This window comes from Enterobacter cloacae complex sp. IR5418 (assembly GCF_049238105.1).
Classification (GTDB): domain Bacteria; phylum Pseudomonadota; class Gammaproteobacteria; order Enterobacterales; family Enterobacteriaceae; genus Enterobacter; species Enterobacter hormaechei.
The window spans coordinates 1-21,664 of record NZ_JBMKHS010000011.1; the positions used below are offsets into that span (position 1 = coordinate 1).

Here is a 21,664-nt window from a genome sequence, read left to right on the forward strand (position 1 = left end):
AAACACAACCCGCTACGGGGGAGACTTACCCGAAATCTGATTTATTCAACAAAGCCACGGTGGTCTGCCCCTGCGCGGAGGCGGTTTCAGTATTTACAGACATCAGCATATTCCCGGTTAATCCATTAAATAACGCACGCCGCTTATTTCGGGGCCAGTGCACTCATTTCGTCGCGTAATTCCTGAGACAGCGCCGGATCTTTAAGAATTTTCTCGAGTTCTTTTCTGAAAGTAGCGTTATCAAGAAGATTGGATTTGAGATCGCGTAATAAATTACGCATGGCCAGCATGGCGCGGAGTTGAGGGATCTGGCGGGCAACCTGTTCAGGTTCGAAATCCTTAATATCGGAGAAATTCAGTTTTATACTCTCCTCCGAACCATCCCCGGCCATTGTGTTTGGAACCGTCAGATTAACTTCCGGGTTAAATTCCGAAAGTACGCTGTTGAAGTTGTTTTTATTGACGTTGATTTTCTCCCTTTCGGATAATGGGCGATTCTCTTTTCCATTACTGAAATCACCGACGGTGAGGAGTTTAAGCGGCAGTTCGATTTTCTTCTGCGCGCCACCTGTATGCAGAGCCAGCTTTAAGTTTATGCGTGCCTTGGGCACCTCATTCTGGAATGAATCGGCCATAGCAATCCCTTTCTTTAAAAGAAATAAATGTTAAGTGAGTGACGTTTCTTTACAAAACCATATTAGAGCAAAAGCCCATTCAAAATCAACTCCTCAGATCAAAGATCCAAGATTGGACTTTTCTTAAGAATATTCCACTAAATTGATACATTCATAAATGCCAGGCATGTCTGACAGGCAGTAAATATTAACTATTTATTTACAATAATGTGGCAGGAATGACTGCTTTTATCGGCAATATTGAATTTATCGTGCCATGAAGTTGAAGGATTGATTTATATCAATGCACTTTTTAACACGTTCCGTAACAGCGCAGAGAAATAACGCCTTAATTCAATAAATAGTCTGAATATGAAAAAATCCTGTTTCGGACAAATTTAATCTTAAAATAGCAATAATAATGCTGCTACAGGAATGGCGAAGAGATGACTGCGCGCTTTTCGATAAACTGGAAGAAGAATGGCACTGAAAATATTCATCAACACAATGAATAATGGGCTGATACGAAGGGATGGGTGGTAATAACCACGCAGTAAAACCATGAACTCTGGGGTTCGGGCGCTTATGCGGTTAACAGATAGAGATCTTAACCACGTAGCGCCCTGGCCTGTTTTAGTGCTTTTCAATATACATTGTACGACTGTACGCAACATCCTCTGGGTTATTTATCGGATAACCTTTTACCCATGGCTTGATGAGACGGCCATTGGTGTACTGATAAATTGGAGCAATGGGCGCTTTTTCAGCGAGGATCTTCTCGGCCATGTTGTAGTCTGCATTACGCGCTTTTTCAGTGGTTTCGAGCGTCGCCTGGTGAATAATCTTATCGTAAGCAGGATCGTTGAATCGTGAGATATTCCCGCTGTGGGAGGAGGTCAGCAACGACAGGAATGTCGACGGCTCATTGTAGTCCCCTACCCACGACGCACGGATGACGTCAAAATTGCCGGTATTGCGGCTGTCGATGTAGGTTTTCCACTCCTGATTCTGCAACTTAACGTCAACCCCCAGATTTTTCTTCCACATAGAGGCGACGGCAATCGCAATCTTCTGATGGTTTTCAGATGTGTTGTACAGCAGCGTTAATTTAAGCGGACGCTGAGGGCCATAGCCTGCTGCCTGGAGCAACGTTTTCGCCTGTGCATTGAGTTCCTGCTGCGACATCTGCTCAAATGGCGAGGTTTCCGGCGTAAAACCGGCAGTAACATCAGGGGTAAAATGCCAGGCCGGTTTCTCACCGGTTCCCAGGACTTTTTCGGCCATAATGCGCCGATCGATCGTCATGCTCAGCGCCAGACGTACGCGGGCATCAGCGGTTGGGCCTTTTTGCGTGTTAAACGCATAGTAATAAGTCCCAAGCTGTGGCGGTGTATACACCTGTCCCGGAATATCTTTAAGCAGCTTCTGGTACATGTTTTTCGGAAATGATTCTGTAATATCTATATCGCCCGCCAGATAGCGTTTGGTCGCTGAAGACTCCTGGTTGATCGGCACAAAGGTGACTTTTTTCAGCACCGTGTTGGCGTTATCCCAGTAATGTGAATTTGGCTCAACCACCAGTTTTTCATTCACGACGCGATCTTTCAGCACATACGCACCGTTGCCAATGAGCGCGCCTGGGCGCGTCCATTCCTTACCGCTTTCCACGTTGGCCTTTTGAACAGGATAAAACGCGAAGTTAGCCGTCAGATTGCTGAACCAGGGTAGCGGTTTGTCCAGCTGCACGCGCAGCGTTTTAGTATCAACCGCCGTCACGCCGAGGGTATCCGGAGCAGCTTTGCCATCGATAATGGCCTGGGCATTGTTAATGCCCGCCAGCGCCGCAAACCAGGCGAAAGGTGAGGTTGTTTTGGGATCAACCAGACGACGCCAGCTGTAGACAAAATCTTGTGCCGTCACCGGAGTACCGTCAGACCATTTCGCGTTATCCCGCAACGTGAACGTCCAGACACGGTTATCATTACTCTGCCAGCGCGTCGCCACGCCGGGCACTAACTCCCCTTTTTCGTTCTGATTTACCAGCCCTTCATAGAGGTCTCGGATCACCTGAATCTCGGGCAATCCCACCGCTTTTGCCGGATCGAGCGAAGCGGGTTCATCTTTGATGTGTCGAACCAGCTCCTGCTTTTGCGCCAGAACCGTTCCCCCGGGAACCACCGCAGCATATGAAAGTGAAGAAACTCCGCACAGCCACAGCGCAGTACAAAGAAGCGAAACAGGATGCTTCATACGATCCCCTTAATGATGTCAGGTAACAGGCAGATGCGTAATTATTTGTTTCGAAACGGAGAAATGCAAATGCTTCCTCCGGAAAGTTGATGCCAGGCAATTTTCACCACATACGGAAACTATTTGATTAACCGCGGGTTTTGCACAACACTGCCAGAAGTGACTTTATTATCAGGGTTTAATATGGCAACTACCCGACCAAGAACGGAACGCGGTGCCTTCCCGCCCGGAACTGAACATTATGGCCGCTCGTTTTTAGGCGCGCCACTGATCTGGTTTCCGGCACCCGAGGCCGATCGTAATAGCGGCTTAATTATTGCGGGCACCCATGGCGACGAAAACTCATCTGTCGTGACGCTTTCGTGCGCGCTACGTACGCTGTCTCCCGATTTACGACGTCATCATGTGATTTTGACCGTCAACCCGGACGGTTGTCAGCTTGGGTTACGGGCGAATGCACGAGGCGTTGACCTTAACAGGAACTTCCCGGCGGCAAACTGGCGCGCCGGTGAAACGGTGTATCGCTGGAACAGTTCGGCGCAGGAGCGAGATGTGGTTTTGCTCACGGGAGATAAACCTGGGTCCGAACCGGAAACTCAGGCGTTGTGCCAGCTTATTCATAAGATCCACCCGGCCTGGGTTGTCTCTTTCCACGATCCCCTCGCCTGTATTGAAGATCCTCGCCATACGGCACTCGGGCAGTGGCTGGCGGATGCGTTTGCGCTTCCTCTGGTGACCAGCGTTGGCTATGAAACACCCGGGTCGTTTGGCAGCTGGTGCGCGGACCTCGGCCTTCACTGTATCACCGCTGAGTTTCCGCCCATCTCGTCAGATGAAGCGAGCGAAAAATACCTGCGGGCGATGACAGATCTCCTGCGCTGGCAGCCTCAAAGATGAAGTACGCCGGAAGTAAAATTCAGAGCAGGTGAAACATCAACCGCCAGCCAGGTTGGGCCATCCAAATCGGCAAAACGCACGCTGTTTACCAGCGGGAGTGCAGCGCCAATCGCTCTGGAAGTGCACAACATGCAGCCCAGCATCAGAGTGAACCCTTGCGCCTGCGCATCTTTTGCCAGAGCAAGGGCCTCGGTTAATCCGCCTGTTTTATCCAGCTTAATATTCACCATTTCGTAGCGCCCCTTGAGGGAAGTCAGGCTCTCACGGGTATGACAGCTTTCATCTGCACAGACTGGAAGCGGATGAATAAAATTCGCCAGCGCATCATCGTCTTCTGCCGGGAGGGGTTGTTCCAGCATGGCAACGTTCAGATCGGCAAGAAGCTGACAACGGGCTGCCAGCCCTTCGCTGTGCCAGGATTCGTTCGCGTCGACGATCAGGGTGGCATCAGGCACCGCCGCACGAATGGCGACCATGCGTTCGCTAATCAGACGATCGTCGAGCTTCACCTTTAATAAGGTTGCACCGGTGGCATATAACGCCTGGGCGCTGGCCGCCATTTGCTCAGGTTCACCGATGACCACCGTTTGCGCGGTGACGATCGATTGCGGCAGAGTCATGTTCAGCAGCGAAGGAAGCGGTTTGTGTTGTTTCGCCGCTTCCAGACTCCACAGCGCGCAGTCAATCGCGTTGCGCGCGGCGCCAGCCGGTAACCGCTGCTGAAGAGCCTCACGCGTCAGGCCCGCCTGCAATTCGGGCACTACCGTCATAATTTGCGCCATGACTGACGCCAGACTTTCTCCATAGCGAGGATAAGGGGTACATTCCCCGACACCTTTCACGCCATCCTCTTCACATTCAACCACGACCACGCAGGCCTCACTGCGGCTGCCGCGCGAAATCACAAACGGGGTGTGCAATGGCCAGGCTTCTTCATAAACCTTAACGCTTCTCATCACTGACTCCTTGCAGGCCGGTAGGCATAAAATTGGTTTGCCGTGCTAACTGCGGATGACATACACTAGCCACGACGTTAACTATTTGTAAACAGGAAGATATCTATGTCACAACTCGTTCATTTCCAGGGCAACCCGGTTGCTGTTGCAGGTTCCATCCCACAGTCTGGCAGCAAAGCACAGCCTTTTACTCTGGTGGCTAACGATCTGTCTGACGTCACGCTGAGCCAGTTTGCGGGCAAACGTAAAGTCCTGAACATTTTCCCAAGCATCGATACTGGCGTTTGCGCTGCATCAGTGCGTAAATTCAACCAACTGGCGACCGAAATGGACAACACCGTGGTGCTGTGCATTTCTGCTGACCTGCCGTTTGCCCAGTCCCGCTTCTGCGGCGCTGAAGGCCTGAGCAACGTCATCACCCTTTCCACTCTGCGCAGCCCGGATTTCCTGGAAAATTACGGTGTTGCCATTTCCGAAGGCGCGCTGAAAGGTCTGGCGGCGCGTGCAGTGCTGGTGATCGACGAAAACGACAACGTTGTTTTCAGTGAACTGGTGAACGAAATCACCACCGAACCGGATTACACCGCTGCACTTGAGACGCTTAAAGCCTAAACGTAAAAAAGCCTCTGCAAAGAGGCTTTTTTGTTTATTCGTCACCCTTCTTCTGATTTAACCCATACTCGCGCAGTTTATTTGCAATCGCGGTATGTGACACCCCAAGACGTTTAGCCAGCTTGCGCGTGCTCGGATAGCTACGGTAAAGCTGCGTTAACACCGAACGTTCGAAACGGCTGGTGATGTCATCCAGCGAGCCTTCCATTGCCTCTTCGCCTACCGATACCGTCCCGGCATCGTAATCCGGCAACAGAATATCCTGAGGGCGCAGTTCATACCCTTCAAGCTGAGTTAATGCGCGATAGACCGCATTTTTTAGCTGACGAATATTGCCCGGCCAGCCGTAACGCGTCAGCACGGTGCCAAGGTCGGCAGAGAGCTTCGGACGCGGCACGCCCTGCTCGTCGGCAAAACGGGCCACGAACAGTTCCGTCAACGGCATGATGTCCTGCGGACAGTCGCGTAGCGGCGGGATATTGAGCGTCAGAACGTTGAGACGATAGTAGAGATCTTCGCGGAATACCCCTTTCTGCACCAGCTCCACCAGGATTTTCTGGGTGGCGCAGATGACGCGCACGTCGACGTGTACTTCATGATCTTCCCCCACGCGGCGGAACGTGCCGTCATTGAGAAAACGCAGCAGTTTCGCCTGCATGCGTGGCGACATTTCGCCAATCTCGTCCAGCAGCACCGAACCGCCGTTTGCCTGTTCGAAGAAGCCTTTTTTGCCTTCCGGCGCATGCCCGAACAGCTCGCTTTCCACCGCATCTTCCGGAATTGACGCGCAGTTCAGCGCCAGATACGGTTTTGCCGCACGCGGGCTGGCCATGTGCACAGCATGCGCCAGCAGATCTTTCCCCGTACCGGTATCTCCTGTAATCAGCAGCGGCGCCGTGAGATTAGCCAGCTTGCGCGCCTGGTCAATCACATGACGCATCTTCGGGCTCACCGCAATAATCTGGCTGAATGCGCCGACGTCCTGGCTGGAAAGATTCTGCAACTGGCGGCCCATACGCACCGTGGAGCGCAGCATGATCACTGCGCCGGTCAGCACCCGCGCGGCATTTTCCCCTTTCAGATACACCGGCGTGATCTCCATCAGGAAATTCTGTCCGTTGATGACGATATGCTCGCTATGGGTATTTTGCGGGTTACTGTCCAGCCAGCGCTGGAAATTAAACCCGGCGATCAGTTGCGTGGCATGGTGACCGATAAGTTTTTCCTGGCTCTGCGCAAACAACTGGCAGCTGGCCTGATTAACGCGCTCGACTTTATTTTTCAGATCGAGGGAAAGAAACGGCTCCGGCATTGCTTCCAGCAGCGCGCTCAGCGCAAGATGTTCCCGCTCGGACGGCATCCAGGGGATGGTGCGTACATCCGTAACGCCAGCGATACGGCGGATTTCCGCCATCAGGCTACTGAATGTGTTAAATTCAATTTCGGCAAAATTGAGGTAAATTCGCCCGACAGGGTCGATCTCAATGCCACGTAAATCAATGCTACGTAAAACAAGAAGATCGAGTAACTCGCGGGTCAGACCGAGACGGTCCTCACAAAAGACTTCCAGACGCATGGGAAATTCACCGTTTAAGCCAATAACAGTAAAATGATATGTCAGATCACGGTGTTCGGGAAGGTGGCTGTCAACAAATATTGACAGCCAGCACGAATAGTGAACAAAATCTCACTGAGCAGGTTTTTTGTTGAGCGTCTCTTTAAGCTGGCCAATCAGCTCGCGACGGAAATCCCCCAACCGTGGCTTATCGCCATCGATCCAGGGTAATGGACGACAGACCTCCATCGCTTTGATACCTAAGCGCGCCGTCAGCAGACCGGCACCAATCCCCTGTGCCGCCCGGGCAGAGAGACGCGCCGCGAGATCCTGCGACATCCAGTCCATCCCCACCTCGCGCACCAGCTCGCTTGCCCCGGCGAAGGCGATATTCAGCAACACCAGTTTGAACAGGCGCAGACGGCTGTAATAGCCAAGCTCAATGCCATACAGCCTGGCGATGCGGTTGATCAGGCGCAGGTTGCGCCAGGCGATAAAGGCCATGTCCACCATCGCCAGTGGACTGACGGCGATCATCAGCGTGGATTCCGCCGCCGAATGGCTGATCTCACGGCGAGCCTGCGAGTCCAGTACCGGCTGAACCATATGGGAATAGAGCGTGACCACTTCCCGGTCATTCTGAGTTTCGTGGATCGCCGCATACCAGCGCTGAAGCGCCGGGTGAGAGTGATCTATCCCGGCCTGAGCCGCAAGCTTTTCGCAAAAAGCACGCCCTTTACCTGTGCCGTGACTGTGCAGAAGATCCCGCGCTTCATCACGTTCGTGGGCGCGCTGACGCAGACGCCAGAGGCGACGCCACTCGGTGACGACTGAGCCGACGCCCGCACCAACAATCAACGCCCCGGCGGCGCATCCCCCCAGCGCCACCCAGTCCTGCGTTTGCCAGGCATTGACGCCCCACTGCACGCCCTGCCCGATGACGCTCACACCAAAAAGAGCTAACCCGGCGGTCACCATCTTGCGCCACAGGCTGCGTTTCGGGCGCAGTGCCGCATCAACAACCGCTTCCGCCTGCCCCTCTTCTACCAGCGGCTCCTCTGCCAGCACGGGGGCAAAGTTGTCGGCCTGCGGGCCGCTGAAGGTTTGCGCCGTTTTAAACGCCTCATGCGGGGACTGCTCAAGCTGGCCGGTAAAATCAATGCGTGGTTTTAACGGTTCCGTCATCGCAATTTATCTCCAATTAAAAACTCCAGCGCGGCATCCAGACGGATATGCGGCAATGGCTGATCAACGTTCATGCTCTGCGGACGGAAGGCTTCGAACTGAAAACCCTGGCTTTGCCAGAAAGCCTGGTCCGGCAGGCGCGCAGGAACTTCCCCCGGATAGACCGTGAGCGGCTCACCGTCGCTGAGACGGTTACCCCGTAGGGCCGGAATTTTCTCGCCATTCACGTCAATCAACCCACTCTGCGTTGCCTGTACGGACGCCAGACCCAGACAATCCATGCTGATGCCTTCGAAAGCCGCATTTTGCCAGGCATCCTGCACCAGCTGTTGCAGCAGGGATACCATATTGGCATGCTGATCGACCGTAACATGGTCAGCTTTTGTGGCGGCAAACAGCAGCTTGTCGATGACCGGAGAGAACAAACGACGAAACAGCGTACGCTGGCCGTAATGAAAACTCTGCATCAGCTGCGTCAGCGCCAGTCGCATATCATTGAACGCCTGCGGCCCGCTGTTGAGCGGTTGCAGGCAGTCCACCAGCACGATCTGGCGGTCAAAGCGTAAAAAGTGATTTTTATAAAAGCCCTTAACCACCTTCTCACAATAGTAATTGTATCGCTCGCGGAGCATACCGGCGTTGGTCGTCTTGTCCGCCTGCGCCAGTTTCGATTCGCCGATGCTGTCCACGTCCGGCCACGGGAAAAACTGTAGCGCGGGAGCACCGGCTAAGTCACCCGGCAGAACAAAGCGGCCCGGCTGAATAAAATGCAACCCTTCCTGTTTGCACTGGTGCAGGTAATCCGTCCAGGCTTCGGCTATGACGGCCAGACGGTTTTCATCCGCCGGTGCCAGCGGATCCAGCCCCACGCAAAGCTGGCGCCATTTGGTCGACCACTCAGCCCGCTGCCCCTGCAACAGACCGGTCATCTGTCGGGACCAGCTCAGGTAATCCTGCGCCAGCATCGGTAAGTCGAGCAGCCATTCTCCCGGATAATCCACAATTTCGAGATACAACGTGGAGGTTTCTTTGAAGTGGCGCATCAGGGATTCATTCGAGCGGAAACGAAGCGCAAGGCGAATTTCGCTCACGCCACGCGTCGGGGTGGGCCAGGCAGGAGGCTCCCCGTATAACTGCGCCAGACCTTCATCATAGGTGAAACGGGGGATGCCAAAATCACGTTGCGGTACGCGTTTCACGCCCAACAACCGCTCCTCGCGCACCGCGCTAAGCAGCGGCAGCCGCGCCCCTGCGTGAAGGTTCAACAGCTGATTGACCATCGCCGTAATGAATGCCGTCTTACCGCTGCGGCTCAGTCCCGTCACGGCAAGACGCAGATGGCGATCAACGCCACGGTTCACCAGAGAATTGAATTCGTTTTTAAGTCGCTTCATCGCCGTCCTTCATTGCCTGGAACCCTGAAAAAAGTCACTTCAGAATACAGTAAATTGGGGCAGATCGTTGATTATCAATTCTTAATTATTGCTATTGCCGTTTTCTCTCCAGTAAGATGGGCGCAATTGCTGTCCGTCCGGAGTGAGTAAGGTGTATGTCACCCACCATCTATGATATTGCACGCGTTGCTGGCGTTTCGAAATCAACCGTGTCGCGCGTTCTGAATAAACAAACGAATATTTCTCCTGAAGCGCGCGAAAAAGTGTTGAAGGCGATAGATGAATTAAATTATCAACCTAATAAGCTTGCCCGCGCACTCACCTCTTCTGGCTTCGACGCCATTATGGTTATTTCGACCCGTTCAACCAAAACCACCGCGGGAAATCCGTTTTTCTCTGATGTATTGCATGCCATAACGGCAAAAGCAGAAGAGGAAGGGTTTGATGTTATTTTGCAAACGAGCAAAAGCAGTGAAGATGATCTGCAAAAATGCGTAGGTAAAATAAAGCAGAAGATGATCAAGGGGATCATCATGCTAAGCTCGCCAGCGAACGAGTCTTTTTTCGCGACGCTGGACGGATACGGTGTCCCCGTAGTCGTTATTGGTAAAGTGGAAGGCATTTACCAGAATATCTATTCTGTCGACACGGATAATTTCCACGACAGCGCCATATTAACAGACTCTTTTATCAAACATGGCCGCACTAAAATTGCCTGCCTGCATGCCCCGCTCGATTATCACGTTTCTATCGATCGCCTTGCGGGTTATAAATCGAGCCTTGAGAAGCAGGGTATTGCGATTAACCCGGACTGGGTGATCGATGGCGGATATACCCATGAAAGCGCGCTTCAGGCGGCCTGCCAGCTACTCTCTTCAGACAACCCACCCGATGCGGTTTTTGCGACTGACAGTATGAAATTGCTGAGTCTTTATCGTGCCGCGGATGAGTTAAATCTGACGATACCGGAACAGGTCGCAATGGCAGGATACAGCGATCCGATGCTCTCTCTGATTTTAACCCCTGCGCCAGGCGGCTTTGATATCCCCACGAGAAAGCTGGGCGAAGAGAGCTGCAATTTGTTGTTCAAGTGCATTGCGGGTAAATCTGCGCCGCATAAGGTATTGGTTGAAACGCATTTTTCCGATGCGACTTCGTTACGCTAAAAACCAGGGACTTACGCCCCTGGCAACAGGTTATCAGAACGCGTAATTCACGCCGACGCCTGCATAGTGGAAGCGATCGCTATCACCTTCGTCATGGTTTTCCCATTCATAGGCATATTCCAGGGTCATGGATAAACCATTGTTAAAGTCATAGGCGTACAGCATACCCAGACGGTTGAAATCATGTCCTTCGCGCTCAGGATCGTCCTGCCAGTCCCAGTTAGACCAGCGATCGAGTCCCAGACGGGTATAAGGCGTTAACGTAGTCTGCCCCAACGAAATCGGCAGATAGGCGCGAATTTCCTGAGTGGCGAATTCACCGTTATTACGTGAGCCGTCCATATTGAAACCGCGCTCTAAATAGTAATTAACTTTTGCCGAGACGGTTTCGTTAATTGTCCAGGTAAAGCCGGTTTCGGTCTCGACGCGGCTGTCAGAATAGCCGGTTTTTTCCAGATCGTTGGCAAACTGATACATGGCAAACCAGCCGCCAAAACGCCAGTCATCGGTTAATTTAATATCCCAGTCAGGCTGAACTTTGTAGCGCTGCATATTGGCACTGCCGTCTTTAGCACCGTGCTCATCCTTAAAGTGATAGCCATAATTACGGAAGCCACCGGTCAGGCCGAACGTAAAATCATCGGTGCCGATAAAGCGATAGCGTAATTCAAATTCCGGACGATCAAAATAGGTGCCGCGCGTCATGCTACTGTAATCGACCGGCCCCTCCTGATACATAGCCAGAGAAAGGGTCCAGGCATCCCATGTGGCATTAAACCACACGGAAGGTTCATATAATCCATCTTTATCGTCGGCCTGACCTTCGACGTTTTCAATTTCATACATGGCACCAATATTAAATTCCCAGTGTTTGGCTGATTCAGTTGCTTGCGCGCAGCTCACTCCTGCGCACAGAACGAGCGCAGCACTTCTTAGTAGAGTACTCATTAAAATATTCCTTTATAATTAACACACAAAAAACCGGAAATTTTCATTTCCGGTGAACACCTTTCTTATCTAATAGCTGTTTCAGTATCAGCATCGAAGAAATGGCATTTATTCATATCGAACTGAATGCCGATATTATTTCCTGCAACGTAATCATCCGCCGCTCCCGCACGGACAACGAGTTCATGCCCACCCACGGTGGCATACAGCATAAATTCAGCGCCGGTCAGCTCGGCAACGCTGATTTTCGCCGTGATGTTTTCACCGTTGCGCTGCGGGGTGAGAATGTCTTCCGGACGGATCCCAAAGACGACCGCTTTACGCTGGTAACCTTGCGCGTTCAGTACGGCCAGCTTGTCCTCCGGGATCTCCAGACGCAGCGTTTCGGTCACAAAGTAGCGGTCGTCGATCGCGCCACGAATGAAGTTCATCGCAGGTGAGCCAATAAACCCTGCTACGAACATATTCGCTGGCTCGTTGTAGACCTGCTTCGGCGCGCCTACCTGCTGAATGATGCCGTCTTTTAAAATCACGATGCGGGTTGCCATCGTCATGGCTTCCGTCTGATCGTGCGTCACGTAAATCATGGTGGTATTAAGCTTCTGGTGCAGCTTGCTGATTTCAGCGCGCATCTGTACACGAAGCTTGGCATCGAGGTTAGACAGAGGTTCATCCATCAGGAAGACCCCCGCTTCGCGCACTATCGCCCTGCCTAACGCCACGCGCTGGCGCTGACCGCCGGACAACGCGCCAGGTTTACGCTGGAGATAGTCGCGTAAGCCCAGGATCTGTGCGGCCCAGTTAACGCGTTCTTCAATGACGGAGGGCGCGATTTTTTGCATTTTCAGGCCAAACGCCATGTTGTCGTAGACCGTCATATGCGGATAGAGCGCATAGTTCTGGAAGACCATCGCGATATCACGGGACTTGGCGGGAACATCATTCATGCAAACCCCGTCAATAATCAGTTCACCCGCGCTGATCTCCTCAAGGCCGGCAATCATTCGTAGCGTCGTGGATTTCCCACAGCCCGATGGACCGACGAAGACAATAAACTCTTTGTCTTCAATTTCGAGGTTGAAATCCTTAACCACGTGGACCTGGTTATCATAGATTTTCTGAATGTGTTTCAGAGACAGTTGAGCCATTATTAATTCCTTATCAAAACGCCCGGGATGCCCAGAACGCCGTCAGACGTTCCCAGGTCAGTTCCTGCGTTGAATGAAGTTGTAATCCCGCATGGTTCAGGCCAGGCCCAATCCCGACCGACAGCATTCCTGCGGCGTTGATCGCATCTACCCCTGCGGCGGCATCTTCGATTCCAATGGCCTCTTCAGGACGCACGTTCAGTCCTTTACAGGCCGCAAGGAAGATTTCCGGGTCCGGCTTTGAGCGGGAAATGCGCGAAGCATCGGCGCAAAAATCGAAAGCCTGGTGAATACCCAACGCGTGCAAAATCCCGGGGGCATTAAGCGATACGGATGCCAGTCCAATTTTGACCTTCGCGGCGCGAATATCCGCCAGCACGTCAAGAATTCCCGGCAGGAGCGAATCCTGCGTCAGTGACGCCAGCGACTGGACGTAGAGCGCGTTTTTTTTCGTCGCCAGCGCCAGACACTGCTCCTCGCTGAACATCCCCTCTTTCCCGCCGTGCTTCAGAATGCGCTGGAGGGAATCCATGCGGCTTATTCCCTTCAGCTGTTCGTTAAACACTTCGTCGAAGGTGATACCAATCTCCTCCGCCACCGCGCGCCAGGCCAGAAAATGAAGGTGCGCGGTATCGGTGATCACCCCGTCCAGATCGAATACAACAGCGTTAAGCGTCATGGCGCACCTCCCTGGTAGCGGTCCCATTAACAGGTGCAATAAAGTCCTTATACGCACAGACTTTACGCCCCGATACGTGCAGCGTTTTGCCCCACAGCGTCAACGTGACAGGTGCGGTGGTTTCAATGGTTAACTGGTCACTTTCACAGGTAATGTGCATTGTTGCGTTCCGCCACCGCAGCGGGAAGGCGAGTTTCTGCCAGTGAGCAGGCAGCTTTGGCGCAAGATGCAGTTCCCCTTCGCTAATGTGCAGGCCAGCAAATCCCTGAATGGCACCCAACCAGATCGCTCCGGTGGCGGCGGCATGTATACCGTCATCGCTGCTGTGCGGATCGTCCCCCAGGTCAATCGCGATACCGTCACGCCAGAAGGCATACGCCCCTTCGGTGTCACCGCAGCGCGCGAGCACAATGCCGTGAATGGCTTTGCTCAGGGAGGAATCATGAATGGTGCGTGGCTCATAAAACGCCAGGTTGGCAGCACATTGCTCTGGTGTGAACCGTTCCGGCAGCAGGTAGTTAAGCATCACCACATCGGCCTGCTTCAGGATCTGCATCTCGTTCACTTCCGCGCGGGAGTAATCAAGCAGAATGGTTTGCTTACCCGCTTTAGCTTTATAGCGGCTTAGATCGATGGCTGGTTTAGCCATGAAGGTATCATCCTGCGGGATCACACCCTCCGCGTCGGCCTCCGGCAGCCACAGGCGCGCCAGAAACTTCCCGGCATTCTCCGTAAAACGCGCATCTTCACGGCCAAACATCGCCATAAAGTGACGCGCACAGGCTACGTTATGCCAGGCCAGATAGTTGGTGTAGGCATTGTTGTTGACATGCTCGGTGTATTCATCCGGTCCGATCACGTCATGGATCTCAAGACGACCATTAATTTCCGTCGCGCGTCCCATCCAGAACGAAGCGGTTTCCATCAGCAGCGTCAGGCCTTCATTTCGCATAAAGGCATCATCGTGTGTCGCCTGCCAGTAAGCGACAACGGCCCAGGCAATATCAGCCACGATGTGGTGTTCAGCGAGGGCTGACGCGACTTTCTGGCGAACTCCGGTACGGATGTTAATTGCCGCGAACTCTGGCGTCTCTTCCTGTCCGCTGGCAGCGCTTTCCCACGGGAACAACGCGCCCGGCCAACCGTTACGGCGTGCTTTTTCACGTGCGCCTGAGAGATTCAGCCAGCGATAGCGCAGCAGGCTGCGGGCAATCTGTGGACGGGTAAACAGATGGAACGGCAGCAGGAAAATTTCGGTATCCCAGAAGACGTGCCCCTTGTACCCCTCGCCCGTCAGCCCTTTCGCCGCAATACTGCTTCGTTCATCATGGGCAGGCGTCATTGTCGTCAGATGCCAGACGGCGTAATCCAGCGCCAGCTGATCCTGATGCTCTGCGGAAGCCACTTCCACCCGGGCGTCACGCCAGACCGTTTCCCAGGCATACGCTGAACTCTCAAGCAACGCATCGTAGCCTCTTGCCGCGCAGACTTTGAGATCGGCCAGCGCGTTGCGAGCGAAGGACTCCTGCGATAGCGATTTATCGCTGCGATGCGTCAGCCAGACGATTTTCTCAAGCGTGACAGTGTCACCTTGCGAAATAGTCAGAGAATGATGAACGCTGAGACGGCGATTTTTGGCGGTGAAACAGCTGTCGCTTTTAGCGGAAAGCTGACAAAACGCCGAAACAACAACTTCAGACGCCCGGTCCTGCGTTTCATAGACACCCTGCATGTAGTGCTGGTCAAAGACCCTGACCGAGATTTCATCCAGATGCTGCCTGCCGCTGTTCGTTTGCGTTGCATCAATGCCGGTTTTCAGCACGGCCTGTACGGCACCATCAAGCGGTGTGATGGAGAGCTGCATTGCCACTAAGGGCAGCTGATCCAGCGAAACAAAACGACGGCTCTCCAGGCGATAGCGTTTACCGTCCGGCGAACGCCAGACCACGTTACGATGCAGTTCGCCGTTAGCAAAGGCCAGCTCGCGCTGCCACTCAAGAATGTCGCCTGAAAGGAGCGTGAAATTGACGCCGTCCAGCTCAACATCAATCCCGGTGATATCCGGCAGATTGATCAGTTCTGTGGTTTCGTTGCGTCCCGCGCGATGATACAGCCCGGCGAGATACATCCCTCTGGTCTGCTGGGTGTAATCTTCTTCATGCGTGGCGCGAAGGCCCATATAGCCATTGCCGCAGGCCATAATGGACGCGTATTTATTCAGGCTGTGCGGGCAAAAGCCCGGATCGGTTAATACAGACTGGTTCAGCATAACGTCACGCTTTCCCCTGTTTCCGCGGCTTCGTATAACGCCGCGACTAATTGCTGGATCACCAGCCCCTGCTCCGCATCGGCAATCATGACCGACTCGCCCAATACGTGGCGAACAAACGCGTCCATACTGCGCTGATGTCGACGATCGTCCGCCTCTTCACGCTGGGTCAGCGTCTGCAAAACACCGGCTTCGTCGTTATAAATGTGTGCCGGGAACAGCGTTGCACCCGCCTTCTCACCGCAGAAAGTGACATTCATGAGGGACTGCTCGCGGATATTAAGCGCAAAAGAGGTGTCCAGACGCAGAATGCCGCCGTTGCAGAACTCAATCGTGCCAAACAGGGCATCTTCCACGGTAAACTGAGCAGGATCCCACTCGCCGAACTGGCCGGTGTGTTTCCGGTTTCCCAGTCTCTGGAAGCTGTGCGCGGTCACCCGTTTTACCGCCGGGAAGCCCAGCACATACATCGCGGCATCCAGCATATGAATGCCGATATCGATCAGCGGTCCGCCGCCCTGGAGCGATTTATTGGTGAACACGCCCCACCCCGGCACACCGCAGCGACGCAGCGCCTGCGCGGAGGTGAAGTAAATTTCACCCAGCGTACCGTTCATAACCGCATCGCGCAGGAGCTGGGTATCCAGGGCAAAGCGATGGTGAAAATCGTATGCCAGGACTCTTCCTGCCTTGCGCGCCGCGATGCACATCTCATCAGCCTGTTGCGGCGTCATCGCTGGCGGCTTTTCGCACATCACATGACAGCCTGCCTCGAGAGCCGCCATCACATGTTCAAAATGGAACCGGTTAGGCGAACAGACGCTCACCACATCCGGTTTTACTTCCTGCAACATCTCGTGAGCGTCCTGCCATGCCGATGGAATGGCATAACGTTCCGCGAACGCCTGTGCCTGCTCAAGGCGGCTGTCCATGACAGCCACCATTTGAACATCACTGCGCGTGGCGTAATACGAGGCATGCACTTTGTCTGCAACCTGCCCGGCGCCAATGATGGCGACGCGCAGAGGCAAAGGTGTAGAAGCACTCATCACGCTCGTCATCCTTAGCATTCACGCAAGTAAGTGAGAGAGTCCTTATAGGCCTTAGCCGGATCGTCGGCACGAACCCGGCACTCGTATACGACATAACCCTGATAGTTATCGGCACGCAGCTGGTCGAACAGGCTGGCGAAATCGAGACTGCCGCTGCCCGGCTGATAGCGGTGGTTATCAGCAATGTGCACATGACCCAGCAGATCGCGGTTGTGATGCAGCGCTTCCGTGAGCGAGTCTTCTTCAATGTTCATATGGTAGAAATCACCGATGATCTGCACGTGCTTCAGGTCGTTCTCTTCGATATAACGACGCGCGTCGGCCAGGGTGTTGATCATATGATCCTGATAGCGGTTCAGCGGTTCAGCGGCTCGAGGTAGACGGTGGTCCCGGTACGCGCGGTGACCTCATCCAGCCAGCGCAGGGAGGCGCTTACCGCTTTGCGGTCGCCTTCGAGGCTACGTGGCGAAGTCATTGGCGGCAGACGGAAGGTAAACATTCCCCAGGCAGCTGGCACGATAATCCCCTTGCCGCCCACTTCTGCCAGCGCTTCCAGAATGCGTTCAATCTGCTGTAAACCGTTTAAACGGCGTTCTTCGATGAAGTCCCCGATCCAGCCATCGTATCCGCCACATGCCGTTGTTACCGGCAGACCGGTGGCTTTGATAGCCGCTTTCACTTCGTCGAGGTTATCCACCAGCAGTCGGCCATCAATTTCGTAGCCATCAAAACCCATCGCTTTGATGTATTCGAATTTTTCCATGATAGCGGTCGGGAAAAAGGCCTGGTTTTGTGTTGCGATTTTCATGATTTGCTGTCCTTAGCTTAAAAAGTAACGCCCATTTTGATACTGAGTTCCGGGTGCTGATCGACATACTTCATATAGCTTTCCGGGCTGGTGGTGAAGGTGACGACCGGGTCGATCAGATCTTCACAATTGAGATAACCGTTCATCAGCAATTCCCAGCAGGTCTCTTCAATACGCTTGCGGCTCCAGCGCGGATAGTCCGGGTTGGGTTCACTGCATGCGCGGGAGAAGACAATTTTCGCGTTGTTGAAGTGTGCTTCGCGACCCAGGTTGAAGCCTGCCGCAAACGGCTTGGCGAAAGCCACGTAGGAGATCGTTCCGCCGTAGGCGAGACCGCGCAGTGCAGATTGCAGCGCATCTGCAAAACCGCTGGTTTCGATGATCACATCCGCGCCCTGCTTGCCGGTCAGTTTCTTAATTTCAAGACCGACATCCGTACCGATTGGGTTCAGGCAGTGGTCTGCACCGTGACGGCGGGCGATCTCACAGCGGTGTTCGATAGGATCGACGCCAATAACCACTGACGCACCGGCTTTTTTCGCCAGCTGGATCGCAATCTGGCCAATCGCGCCCAGTCCTACAACCACGACGAAATCCCCTACGCGGACGTTAGCATCACGCACGCCGCTCATGGCGAACTGTGCCGGATCGTAGCAAACCGCGTTTTTCCAGGAAGCGCCCTGCGGCATTTTGCGCAGCTTGTAGTTGTCCACCGCGTTAACGATGACCGTTTCCTGCAACGGGCCGTAGCAGCAGACGCTGTCGCCAATCTGGTAATCCGTCACGTCCGCACCACATTCGATGATGTCGCCGACGATCATATTTCCCAGCTGGAATTTACCAAATTCGATGCCGCGCGCTGCCCCTTCTTCACGGGGTGTAAACATCTGCCTCTCAGCGTTGAACTCTTCATCGATGAACGGGCTTGCCGCGCGGAAATCCACGACTTCGGTGCCATGTTTCGGAGCACCATAACGGGCACGAATTTTGACTTCATGTGCTGCTACAGGACGATCTTCGTATTCCACCAGCGCCGCTACACGAGGCGCTGTCGCAACTAATTTTTTCATGACTCACTCCTTGTTAAAATCGGCCGCCTCAGCCCTTCACACCGCCGGCGGTCAAACCACTTTTAATAAAACGTTCAGACAGGGCATACATAATGACGACCGGAAGTGCCGTCACCAGCGATGCCGCCATCATGCGACCACAGATGTAATCTGGCGTGCTGAAGAGCGTGTTCAGCCCCACCGGTAAGGTGAAGTTGCTGGCGCTGGACAGGAAAATAGAGGCGAACAGATAGTCATTCCACGCCACCATGAAGCAGTAGACAAAGACCGACACCAGACCAGAGATCGCCAGCGGCACGGTGATGCGGAAGATAATTTGCAGGCGGTTCAGGCCATCCATCATCGCGGCCTCTTCTATTTCGTCCGGGATGGTGTCGAAATAGCTGCGCAGCATAAAGACCGCGGTAGGCAACGTCTGCGTCACCATGGTGATGATCAGCGCCAGCTCGGTGTCATAAATGCCGAGCGCGGTGATGATTTTGAACAGCGGCACCACCAGCAGGATCCCGGAGAACATATAAACGGTATAGAAGCTCGCATTGATCGTCGTGCGCCCTTTAAAGCGCAGCTTGGATAACGCGTAAGCACCCAGCGTGCCGAGAAACAGCGCAATGATCGACGAGGTGAGCGACACCACCATGCTGTTACGGAAGTAATCCACAAACGGGAAAATCAGCGGATTAAAGATGTCGACATAGTGCTGGAGCGTCCATTCCTGCGGCAGAATGGTCGGGTGCAGCGAGATCGCCTCTTTCGCGCTTTTGAACGACGTCATCAACATCACAAAAAACGGAAACAGCGTGATAATCAGAAATAGCGCCAGTCCCAGATAAAAACCGATACGGCCCAGAACGCGTTTATTTGTTGCCATTGAGGTTTACCCTTTTTCTGGTTAGCAGAATGACAGCGAAGATGATCACAAACAGCACAACGGAAATGGCGGCTGCTTTACCCAGATCATTGAATGCAAAGGCGGTTTTGTAGAGATACACGCCCAGAATATCGACCTTCGTGGTCAGCAGATAAACATCCGCAAACATGTAGAACATCCAGATGGTGCGCAGCGTGACCACCGTTGCCAGCACTGGCATGATGGCGGGCAACGTCACGATACGGAAACGCTGCCAGGCATTCGCCCCGTCCATCTCTGCCGCTTCGTACAACGATTTATCAATGGTCTGTAAAATCGCGAGGAACGAGATAAAGGCATACGGGAAGTAACGCCAGATGGCGAACAGCACTACCAGCACAAAACTGCTGCCAGGGTTATCGAACCACAGCGGCGCCTGATCGTAGAGATGCAGCAGATCAACGCCCAGATAGTTCACAATCCCGTAGCCGTTGTTGAACATGTATTTCCAGGCAAACACCAGTGAAATAGACGGCGTCACATAGGACAGGATCACCAGTGAACGTGCCGTTTTCCGCATGCGGAATTCACGGTTAAAGAAGATCGCTACGGCCAGCCCCAGCCCGGTGCTGCCGAGCACGACCAGCGCCGTGTACCAGAACGTCATCCACAGCGAGTGCCAGAATGCAGCATCACCCAGGATGCGAATGTAGTTATCAAGGCCGACAAACACCGCATCAATACGCGGGTTCAGCGGTAAACGTAAAAAACTGATTTCAATGTTGGAAATCATTGGCCAGGCCACCAGGCCCCCCAGCAAAATCAGGCTGGGGGCCAACAGCAGCATGGCGAAAGGCATATCTGAACGACCAGAAAACAACGTCTTCATAATTCCCTTCGCAAAGCGCTCCTATCGTTGTGAGATCAGGTCAGTCAGTTTTTTCTGGCTGTTGCTTAACGTCGCATTGAGATCTTTTTGACCCACCGTCACGTTATGCACCATGGAACTGATAATGCCGGACCCGGTAACGTCTCCCATGCGGGTGAAGTTTTTGTCCCCCACCGCACCAAACACCTGGACGTTCGGGAACTGCGCAATCAGCTCGTAAGGCAGTTGGCCGAAGGCTTTGATCACGTCGTTGTTTTTCCAGCTTTCAGTGCCCACCACGAGTTTGTTCACTGGCAGCGCCGCGCCAGGGGACATCATCACCCAGTCAGAGGCGTTCTGCGCCTGCTCCATCCAGGTCACAAATTTTTCGGCCGCCTGCGTTTCTGCTTCGGTCTGACCGGTCGTGATCGTCAACGAGGTGATCATGCCGTACACGGCAGATGATTTTTCCGTCGGGACCACGAACCCCAGGTTGGCCGGATTACCATCTTTGTAGACCGCGGGCAGGATATAGGTGGAATAAACCGCCATAGGCGCAGAGCCGTTCATGAAGGCGTCTTTGATCTCCATGACATCATTCGAGCCCGGCATGGTGTTCGCGGCCAGTGCCCGATAAAACGCCAACGCTTTCGACATTTCAGGGGTCTCGATTTTCACGTTGCCGTTTGCATCAAAGACGTTGGCTCCGCCTGAGAGTGCAAACTGCGAGAAGGCCTGCTCCGTCATGACGCTTTCTGCGGTTGGAAGCGCGATACCGTAGTGTTTTTTCGCCGGATCGTTGAGCGCCTGACTGGCTTTCAGCAGTTGCTCCCAGTTGTGCGGTTCTTCGATCCCCGCTGCCGCGAGCGCATCTTTGTGATACCAGACACCAGACAGCCAGGCGCTAACCGGCACCCCTGTCCATGCGGTACCGTCTTCAGTGCGAACAACGCGTAAAATGCCGTCGTAGAACGTGTCTTCGCCAACGGCTTTGATCGCGTTGCCGATCGCTTCACGGTCCAGCAGTTGCTCTTTATCCATGACTTTGGCGTAGTCATGGCTGACTTCAATCACTTCCGGCAGCGCGCCGGTACGGGCCAACGTAATGACTTTGGTGTTATAGGCATCTTCCTCAACGGGAACCTGTTTCACCGTGATAGTCGGGTTCTCTTTTTCGAATTTTTCGATCAGTTTCGTAATAACTGCCTGACGCTCCTGTTCTACCGACGAGTGCATAAACTCAATGGTGACCTGAGATGCTTTATCGTCCTTACAGCCTGATAACAGGGCGCACGAAACCAGTGCTGATAACAGCACAATTTTGGGCATTTTCATTTTAGGGT

At 53.5% G+C, this 21,664-nt stretch carries 18 protein-coding genes and 1 pseudogene; 3 read left to right on the forward strand and 16 right to left on the reverse strand.

Annotated elements, in window-relative coordinates; translation table 11 throughout:
- Positions 1-143: 143 nt before the first annotated feature.
- Complete coding sequence (gene tssB / locus ACOTX7_RS10840; RefSeq protein WP_003856899.1) at positions 144-635, reverse strand: type VI secretion system contractile sheath small subunit; 492 nt, start codon at positions 633-635, stop codon at positions 144-146.
- Positions 636-1,247: 612 nt separating this feature from the next.
- The gene (locus tag ACOTX7_RS10845; RefSeq protein WP_221256059.1) at positions 1,248-2,864 is read right to left on the reverse strand and encodes a peptide ABC transporter substrate-binding protein; all 1,617 of its coding nucleotides are present in this window, start codon (positions 2,862-2,864) and stop codon (positions 1,248-1,250) included.
- 183 nt (positions 2,865-3,047) lie between these two features.
- Here ACOTX7_RS10845 and mpaA point away from each other — a divergent pair, with 183 nt between their 5' ends.
- The gene (gene mpaA, locus ACOTX7_RS10850) at positions 3,048-3,761 is read left to right on the forward strand and encodes a murein tripeptide amidase MpaA (protein WP_032673856.1); all 714 of its coding nucleotides are present in this window, start codon (positions 3,048-3,050) and stop codon (positions 3,759-3,761) included.
- On the opposite strand, the gene ycjG is transcribed toward mpaA, so the two are convergent.
- Positions 3,752-4,717, reverse strand: a complete 966-nt coding sequence (ycjG, locus tag ACOTX7_RS10855; protein ID WP_221256060.1) for an L-Ala-D/L-Glu epimerase — start codon at positions 4,715-4,717, stop codon at positions 3,752-3,754. The genes mpaA and ycjG overlap by 10 nt on opposite strands.
- A gap of 105 nt (positions 4,718-4,822) precedes the next feature.
- On the opposite strand from ycjG, the gene tpx reads away from it, so the two are divergent.
- Positions 4,823-5,329: a thiol peroxidase gene (tpx, locus tag ACOTX7_RS10860; protein ID WP_221256061.1), complete on the forward strand. Its 507-nt coding sequence runs from the start codon at positions 4,823-4,825 to the stop codon at positions 5,327-5,329.
- A gap of 34 nt (positions 5,330-5,363) precedes the next feature.
- On the opposite strand, the gene tyrR is transcribed toward tpx, so the two are convergent.
- The 3 genes from tyrR to ACOTX7_RS10875 all read right to left on the reverse strand — a co-directional run bounded on the left by tyrR (position 5,364) and on the right by ACOTX7_RS10875 (position 9,463).
- Positions 5,364-6,905, reverse strand: a complete 1,542-nt coding sequence (tyrR, locus tag ACOTX7_RS10865; RefSeq protein WP_221256062.1) for a transcriptional regulator TyrR — start codon at positions 6,903-6,905, stop codon at positions 5,364-5,366.
- A gap of 111 nt (positions 6,906-7,016) precedes the next feature.
- On the reverse strand, positions 7,017-8,069 hold the full coding sequence (locus ACOTX7_RS10870; protein WP_006810805.1) for a YcjF family protein: 1,053 nt from the start codon (positions 8,067-8,069) through the stop codon (positions 7,017-7,019).
- Positions 8,066-9,463 (reverse strand): YcjX family protein, encoded by a 1,398-nt coding sequence (locus ACOTX7_RS10875; RefSeq protein WP_221256063.1) that lies wholly within the window; start codon positions 9,461-9,463, stop codon positions 8,066-8,068. The genes ACOTX7_RS10870 and ACOTX7_RS10875 overlap by 4 nt, the downstream gene beginning before the upstream one ends.
- Positions 9,464-9,618: 155 nt before the next feature.
- Here ACOTX7_RS10875 and ACOTX7_RS10880 point away from each other — a divergent pair, with 155 nt between their 5' ends.
- On the forward strand, positions 9,619-10,629 hold the full coding sequence (locus ACOTX7_RS10880) for a LacI family DNA-binding transcriptional regulator (protein ID WP_000075349.1): 1,011 nt from the start codon (positions 9,619-9,621) through the stop codon (positions 10,627-10,629).
- 33 nt (positions 10,630-10,662) lie between these two features.
- Here ACOTX7_RS10880 and ACOTX7_RS10885 read toward each other — a convergent pair whose 3' ends face one another.
- From ACOTX7_RS10885 to ACOTX7_RS10930, 10 genes and pseudogenes are all read right to left on the reverse strand, one after another.
- The gene (locus ACOTX7_RS10885) at positions 10,663-11,577 is read right to left on the reverse strand and encodes an OmpG family monomeric porin (protein ID WP_047353305.1); all 915 of its coding nucleotides are present in this window, start codon (positions 11,575-11,577) and stop codon (positions 10,663-10,665) included.
- A 65-nt stretch (positions 11,578-11,642) separates the two neighbouring features.
- Positions 11,643-12,725 carry an ABC transporter ATP-binding protein gene (locus ACOTX7_RS10890; RefSeq protein WP_006810808.1) on the reverse strand — a complete coding sequence of 361 codons (1,083 nt, stop codon included), beginning with the start codon at positions 12,723-12,725 and terminating at the stop codon, positions 11,643-11,645.
- 13 nt (positions 12,726-12,738) lie between these two features.
- A complete protein-coding gene (gene pgmB, locus ACOTX7_RS10895) occupies positions 12,739-13,404 on the reverse strand; it encodes a beta-phosphoglucomutase (protein ID WP_221256064.1) in 666 nt (221 codons plus the stop codon).
- On the reverse strand, positions 13,394-15,673 hold the full coding sequence (locus ACOTX7_RS10900; RefSeq protein WP_221256065.1) for a glycoside hydrolase family 65 protein: 2,280 nt from the start codon (positions 15,671-15,673) through the stop codon (positions 13,394-13,396). The genes pgmB and ACOTX7_RS10900 overlap by 11 nt, the downstream gene beginning before the upstream one ends.
- Entirely contained in the window at positions 15,667-16,725 is a 1,059-nt protein-coding gene (locus tag ACOTX7_RS10905) for a Gfo/Idh/MocA family protein (RefSeq protein WP_214591975.1), read from the reverse strand. The genes ACOTX7_RS10900 and ACOTX7_RS10905 overlap by 7 nt, the downstream gene beginning before the upstream one ends.
- Positions 16,726-16,736: 11 nt before the next feature.
- A pseudogene (locus ACOTX7_RS10910) lies at positions 16,737-17,533 on the reverse strand (sugar phosphate isomerase/epimerase family protein).
- A 17-nt stretch (positions 17,534-17,550) separates the two neighbouring features.
- Positions 17,551-18,603 (reverse strand): zinc-dependent alcohol dehydrogenase, encoded by a 1,053-nt coding sequence (locus tag ACOTX7_RS10915; RefSeq protein ID WP_221256067.1) that lies wholly within the window; start codon positions 18,601-18,603, stop codon positions 17,551-17,553.
- A 28-nt stretch (positions 18,604-18,631) separates the two neighbouring features.
- Complete coding sequence (locus tag ACOTX7_RS10920; protein ID WP_221256068.1) at positions 18,632-19,474, reverse strand: carbohydrate ABC transporter permease; 843 nt, start codon at positions 19,472-19,474, stop codon at positions 18,632-18,634.
- Positions 19,461-20,342, reverse strand: coding sequence for a carbohydrate ABC transporter permease (locus ACOTX7_RS10925; RefSeq protein WP_003856862.1), 882 nt, complete (start codon positions 20,340-20,342; stop codon positions 19,461-19,463). The genes ACOTX7_RS10920 and ACOTX7_RS10925 overlap by 14 nt, the downstream gene beginning before the upstream one ends.
- 21 nt (positions 20,343-20,363) lie before the next feature.
- Positions 20,364-21,656: an ABC transporter substrate-binding protein gene (locus tag ACOTX7_RS10930; protein WP_350364010.1), complete on the reverse strand. Its 1,293-nt coding sequence runs from the start codon at positions 21,654-21,656 to the stop codon at positions 20,364-20,366.
- Positions 21,657-21,664: the final 8 nt, after the last annotated feature.

Bases quoted from the DNA above. Each gene is read 5' to 3' on its own strand.
- tssB (WP_003856899.1), bottom strand. From the start codon at position 635: ATGGCCGATTCATTCCAGAATGAGGTGCCCAAGGCACGCATAAACTTA.
- ACOTX7_RS10845 (WP_221256059.1), bottom strand. From the start codon at position 2,864: ATGAAGCATCCTGTTTCGCTTCTTTGTACTGCGCTGTGGCTGTGCGGA.
- mpaA (WP_032673856.1), top strand. From the start codon at position 3,048: ATGGCAACTACCCGACCAAGAACGGAACGCGGTGCCTTCCCGCCCGGA.
- ycjG (WP_221256060.1), bottom strand. From the start codon at position 4,717: ATGAGAAGCGTTAAGGTTTATGAAGAAGCCTGGCCATTGCACACCCCG.
- tpx (WP_221256061.1), top strand. From the start codon at position 4,823: ATGTCACAACTCGTTCATTTCCAGGGCAACCCGGTTGCTGTTGCAGGT.
- tyrR (WP_221256062.1), bottom strand. From the start codon at position 6,905: ATGCGTCTGGAAGTCTTTTGTGAGGACCGTCTCGGTCTGACCCGCGAG.
- ACOTX7_RS10870 (WP_006810805.1), bottom strand. From the start codon at position 8,069: ATGACGGAACCGTTAAAACCACGCATTGATTTTACCGGCCAGCTTGAG.
- ACOTX7_RS10875 (WP_221256063.1), bottom strand. From the start codon at position 9,463: ATGAAGCGACTTAAAAACGAATTCAATTCTCTGGTGAACCGTGGCGTT.
- ACOTX7_RS10880 (WP_000075349.1), top strand. From the start codon at position 9,619: ATGTCACCCACCATCTATGATATTGCACGCGTTGCTGGCGTTTCGAAA.
- ACOTX7_RS10885 (WP_047353305.1), bottom strand. From the start codon at position 11,577: ATGAGTACTCTACTAAGAAGTGCTGCGCTCGTTCTGTGCGCAGGAGTG.
- ACOTX7_RS10890 (WP_006810808.1), bottom strand. From the start codon at position 12,725: ATGGCTCAACTGTCTCTGAAACACATTCAGAAAATCTATGATAACCAG.
- pgmB (WP_221256064.1), bottom strand. From the start codon at position 13,404: ATGACGCTTAACGCTGTTGTATTCGATCTGGACGGGGTGATCACCGAT.
- ACOTX7_RS10900 (WP_221256065.1), bottom strand. From the start codon at position 15,673: ATGCTGAACCAGTCTGTATTAACCGATCCGGGCTTTTGCCCGCACAGC.
- ACOTX7_RS10915 (WP_221256067.1), bottom strand. From the start codon at position 18,603: ATGAAAAAATTAGTTGCGACAGCGCCTCGTGTAGCGGCGCTGGTGGAA.
- ACOTX7_RS10920 (WP_221256068.1), bottom strand. From the start codon at position 19,474: ATGGCAACAAATAAACGCGTTCTGGGCCGTATCGGTTTTTATCTGGGA.
- ACOTX7_RS10925 (WP_003856862.1), bottom strand. From the start codon at position 20,342: ATGAAGACGTTGTTTTCTGGTCGTTCAGATATGCCTTTCGCCATGCTG.
- ACOTX7_RS10930 (WP_350364010.1), bottom strand. From the start codon at position 21,656: ATGAAAATGCCCAAAATTGTGCTGTTATCAGCACTGGTTTCGTGCGCC.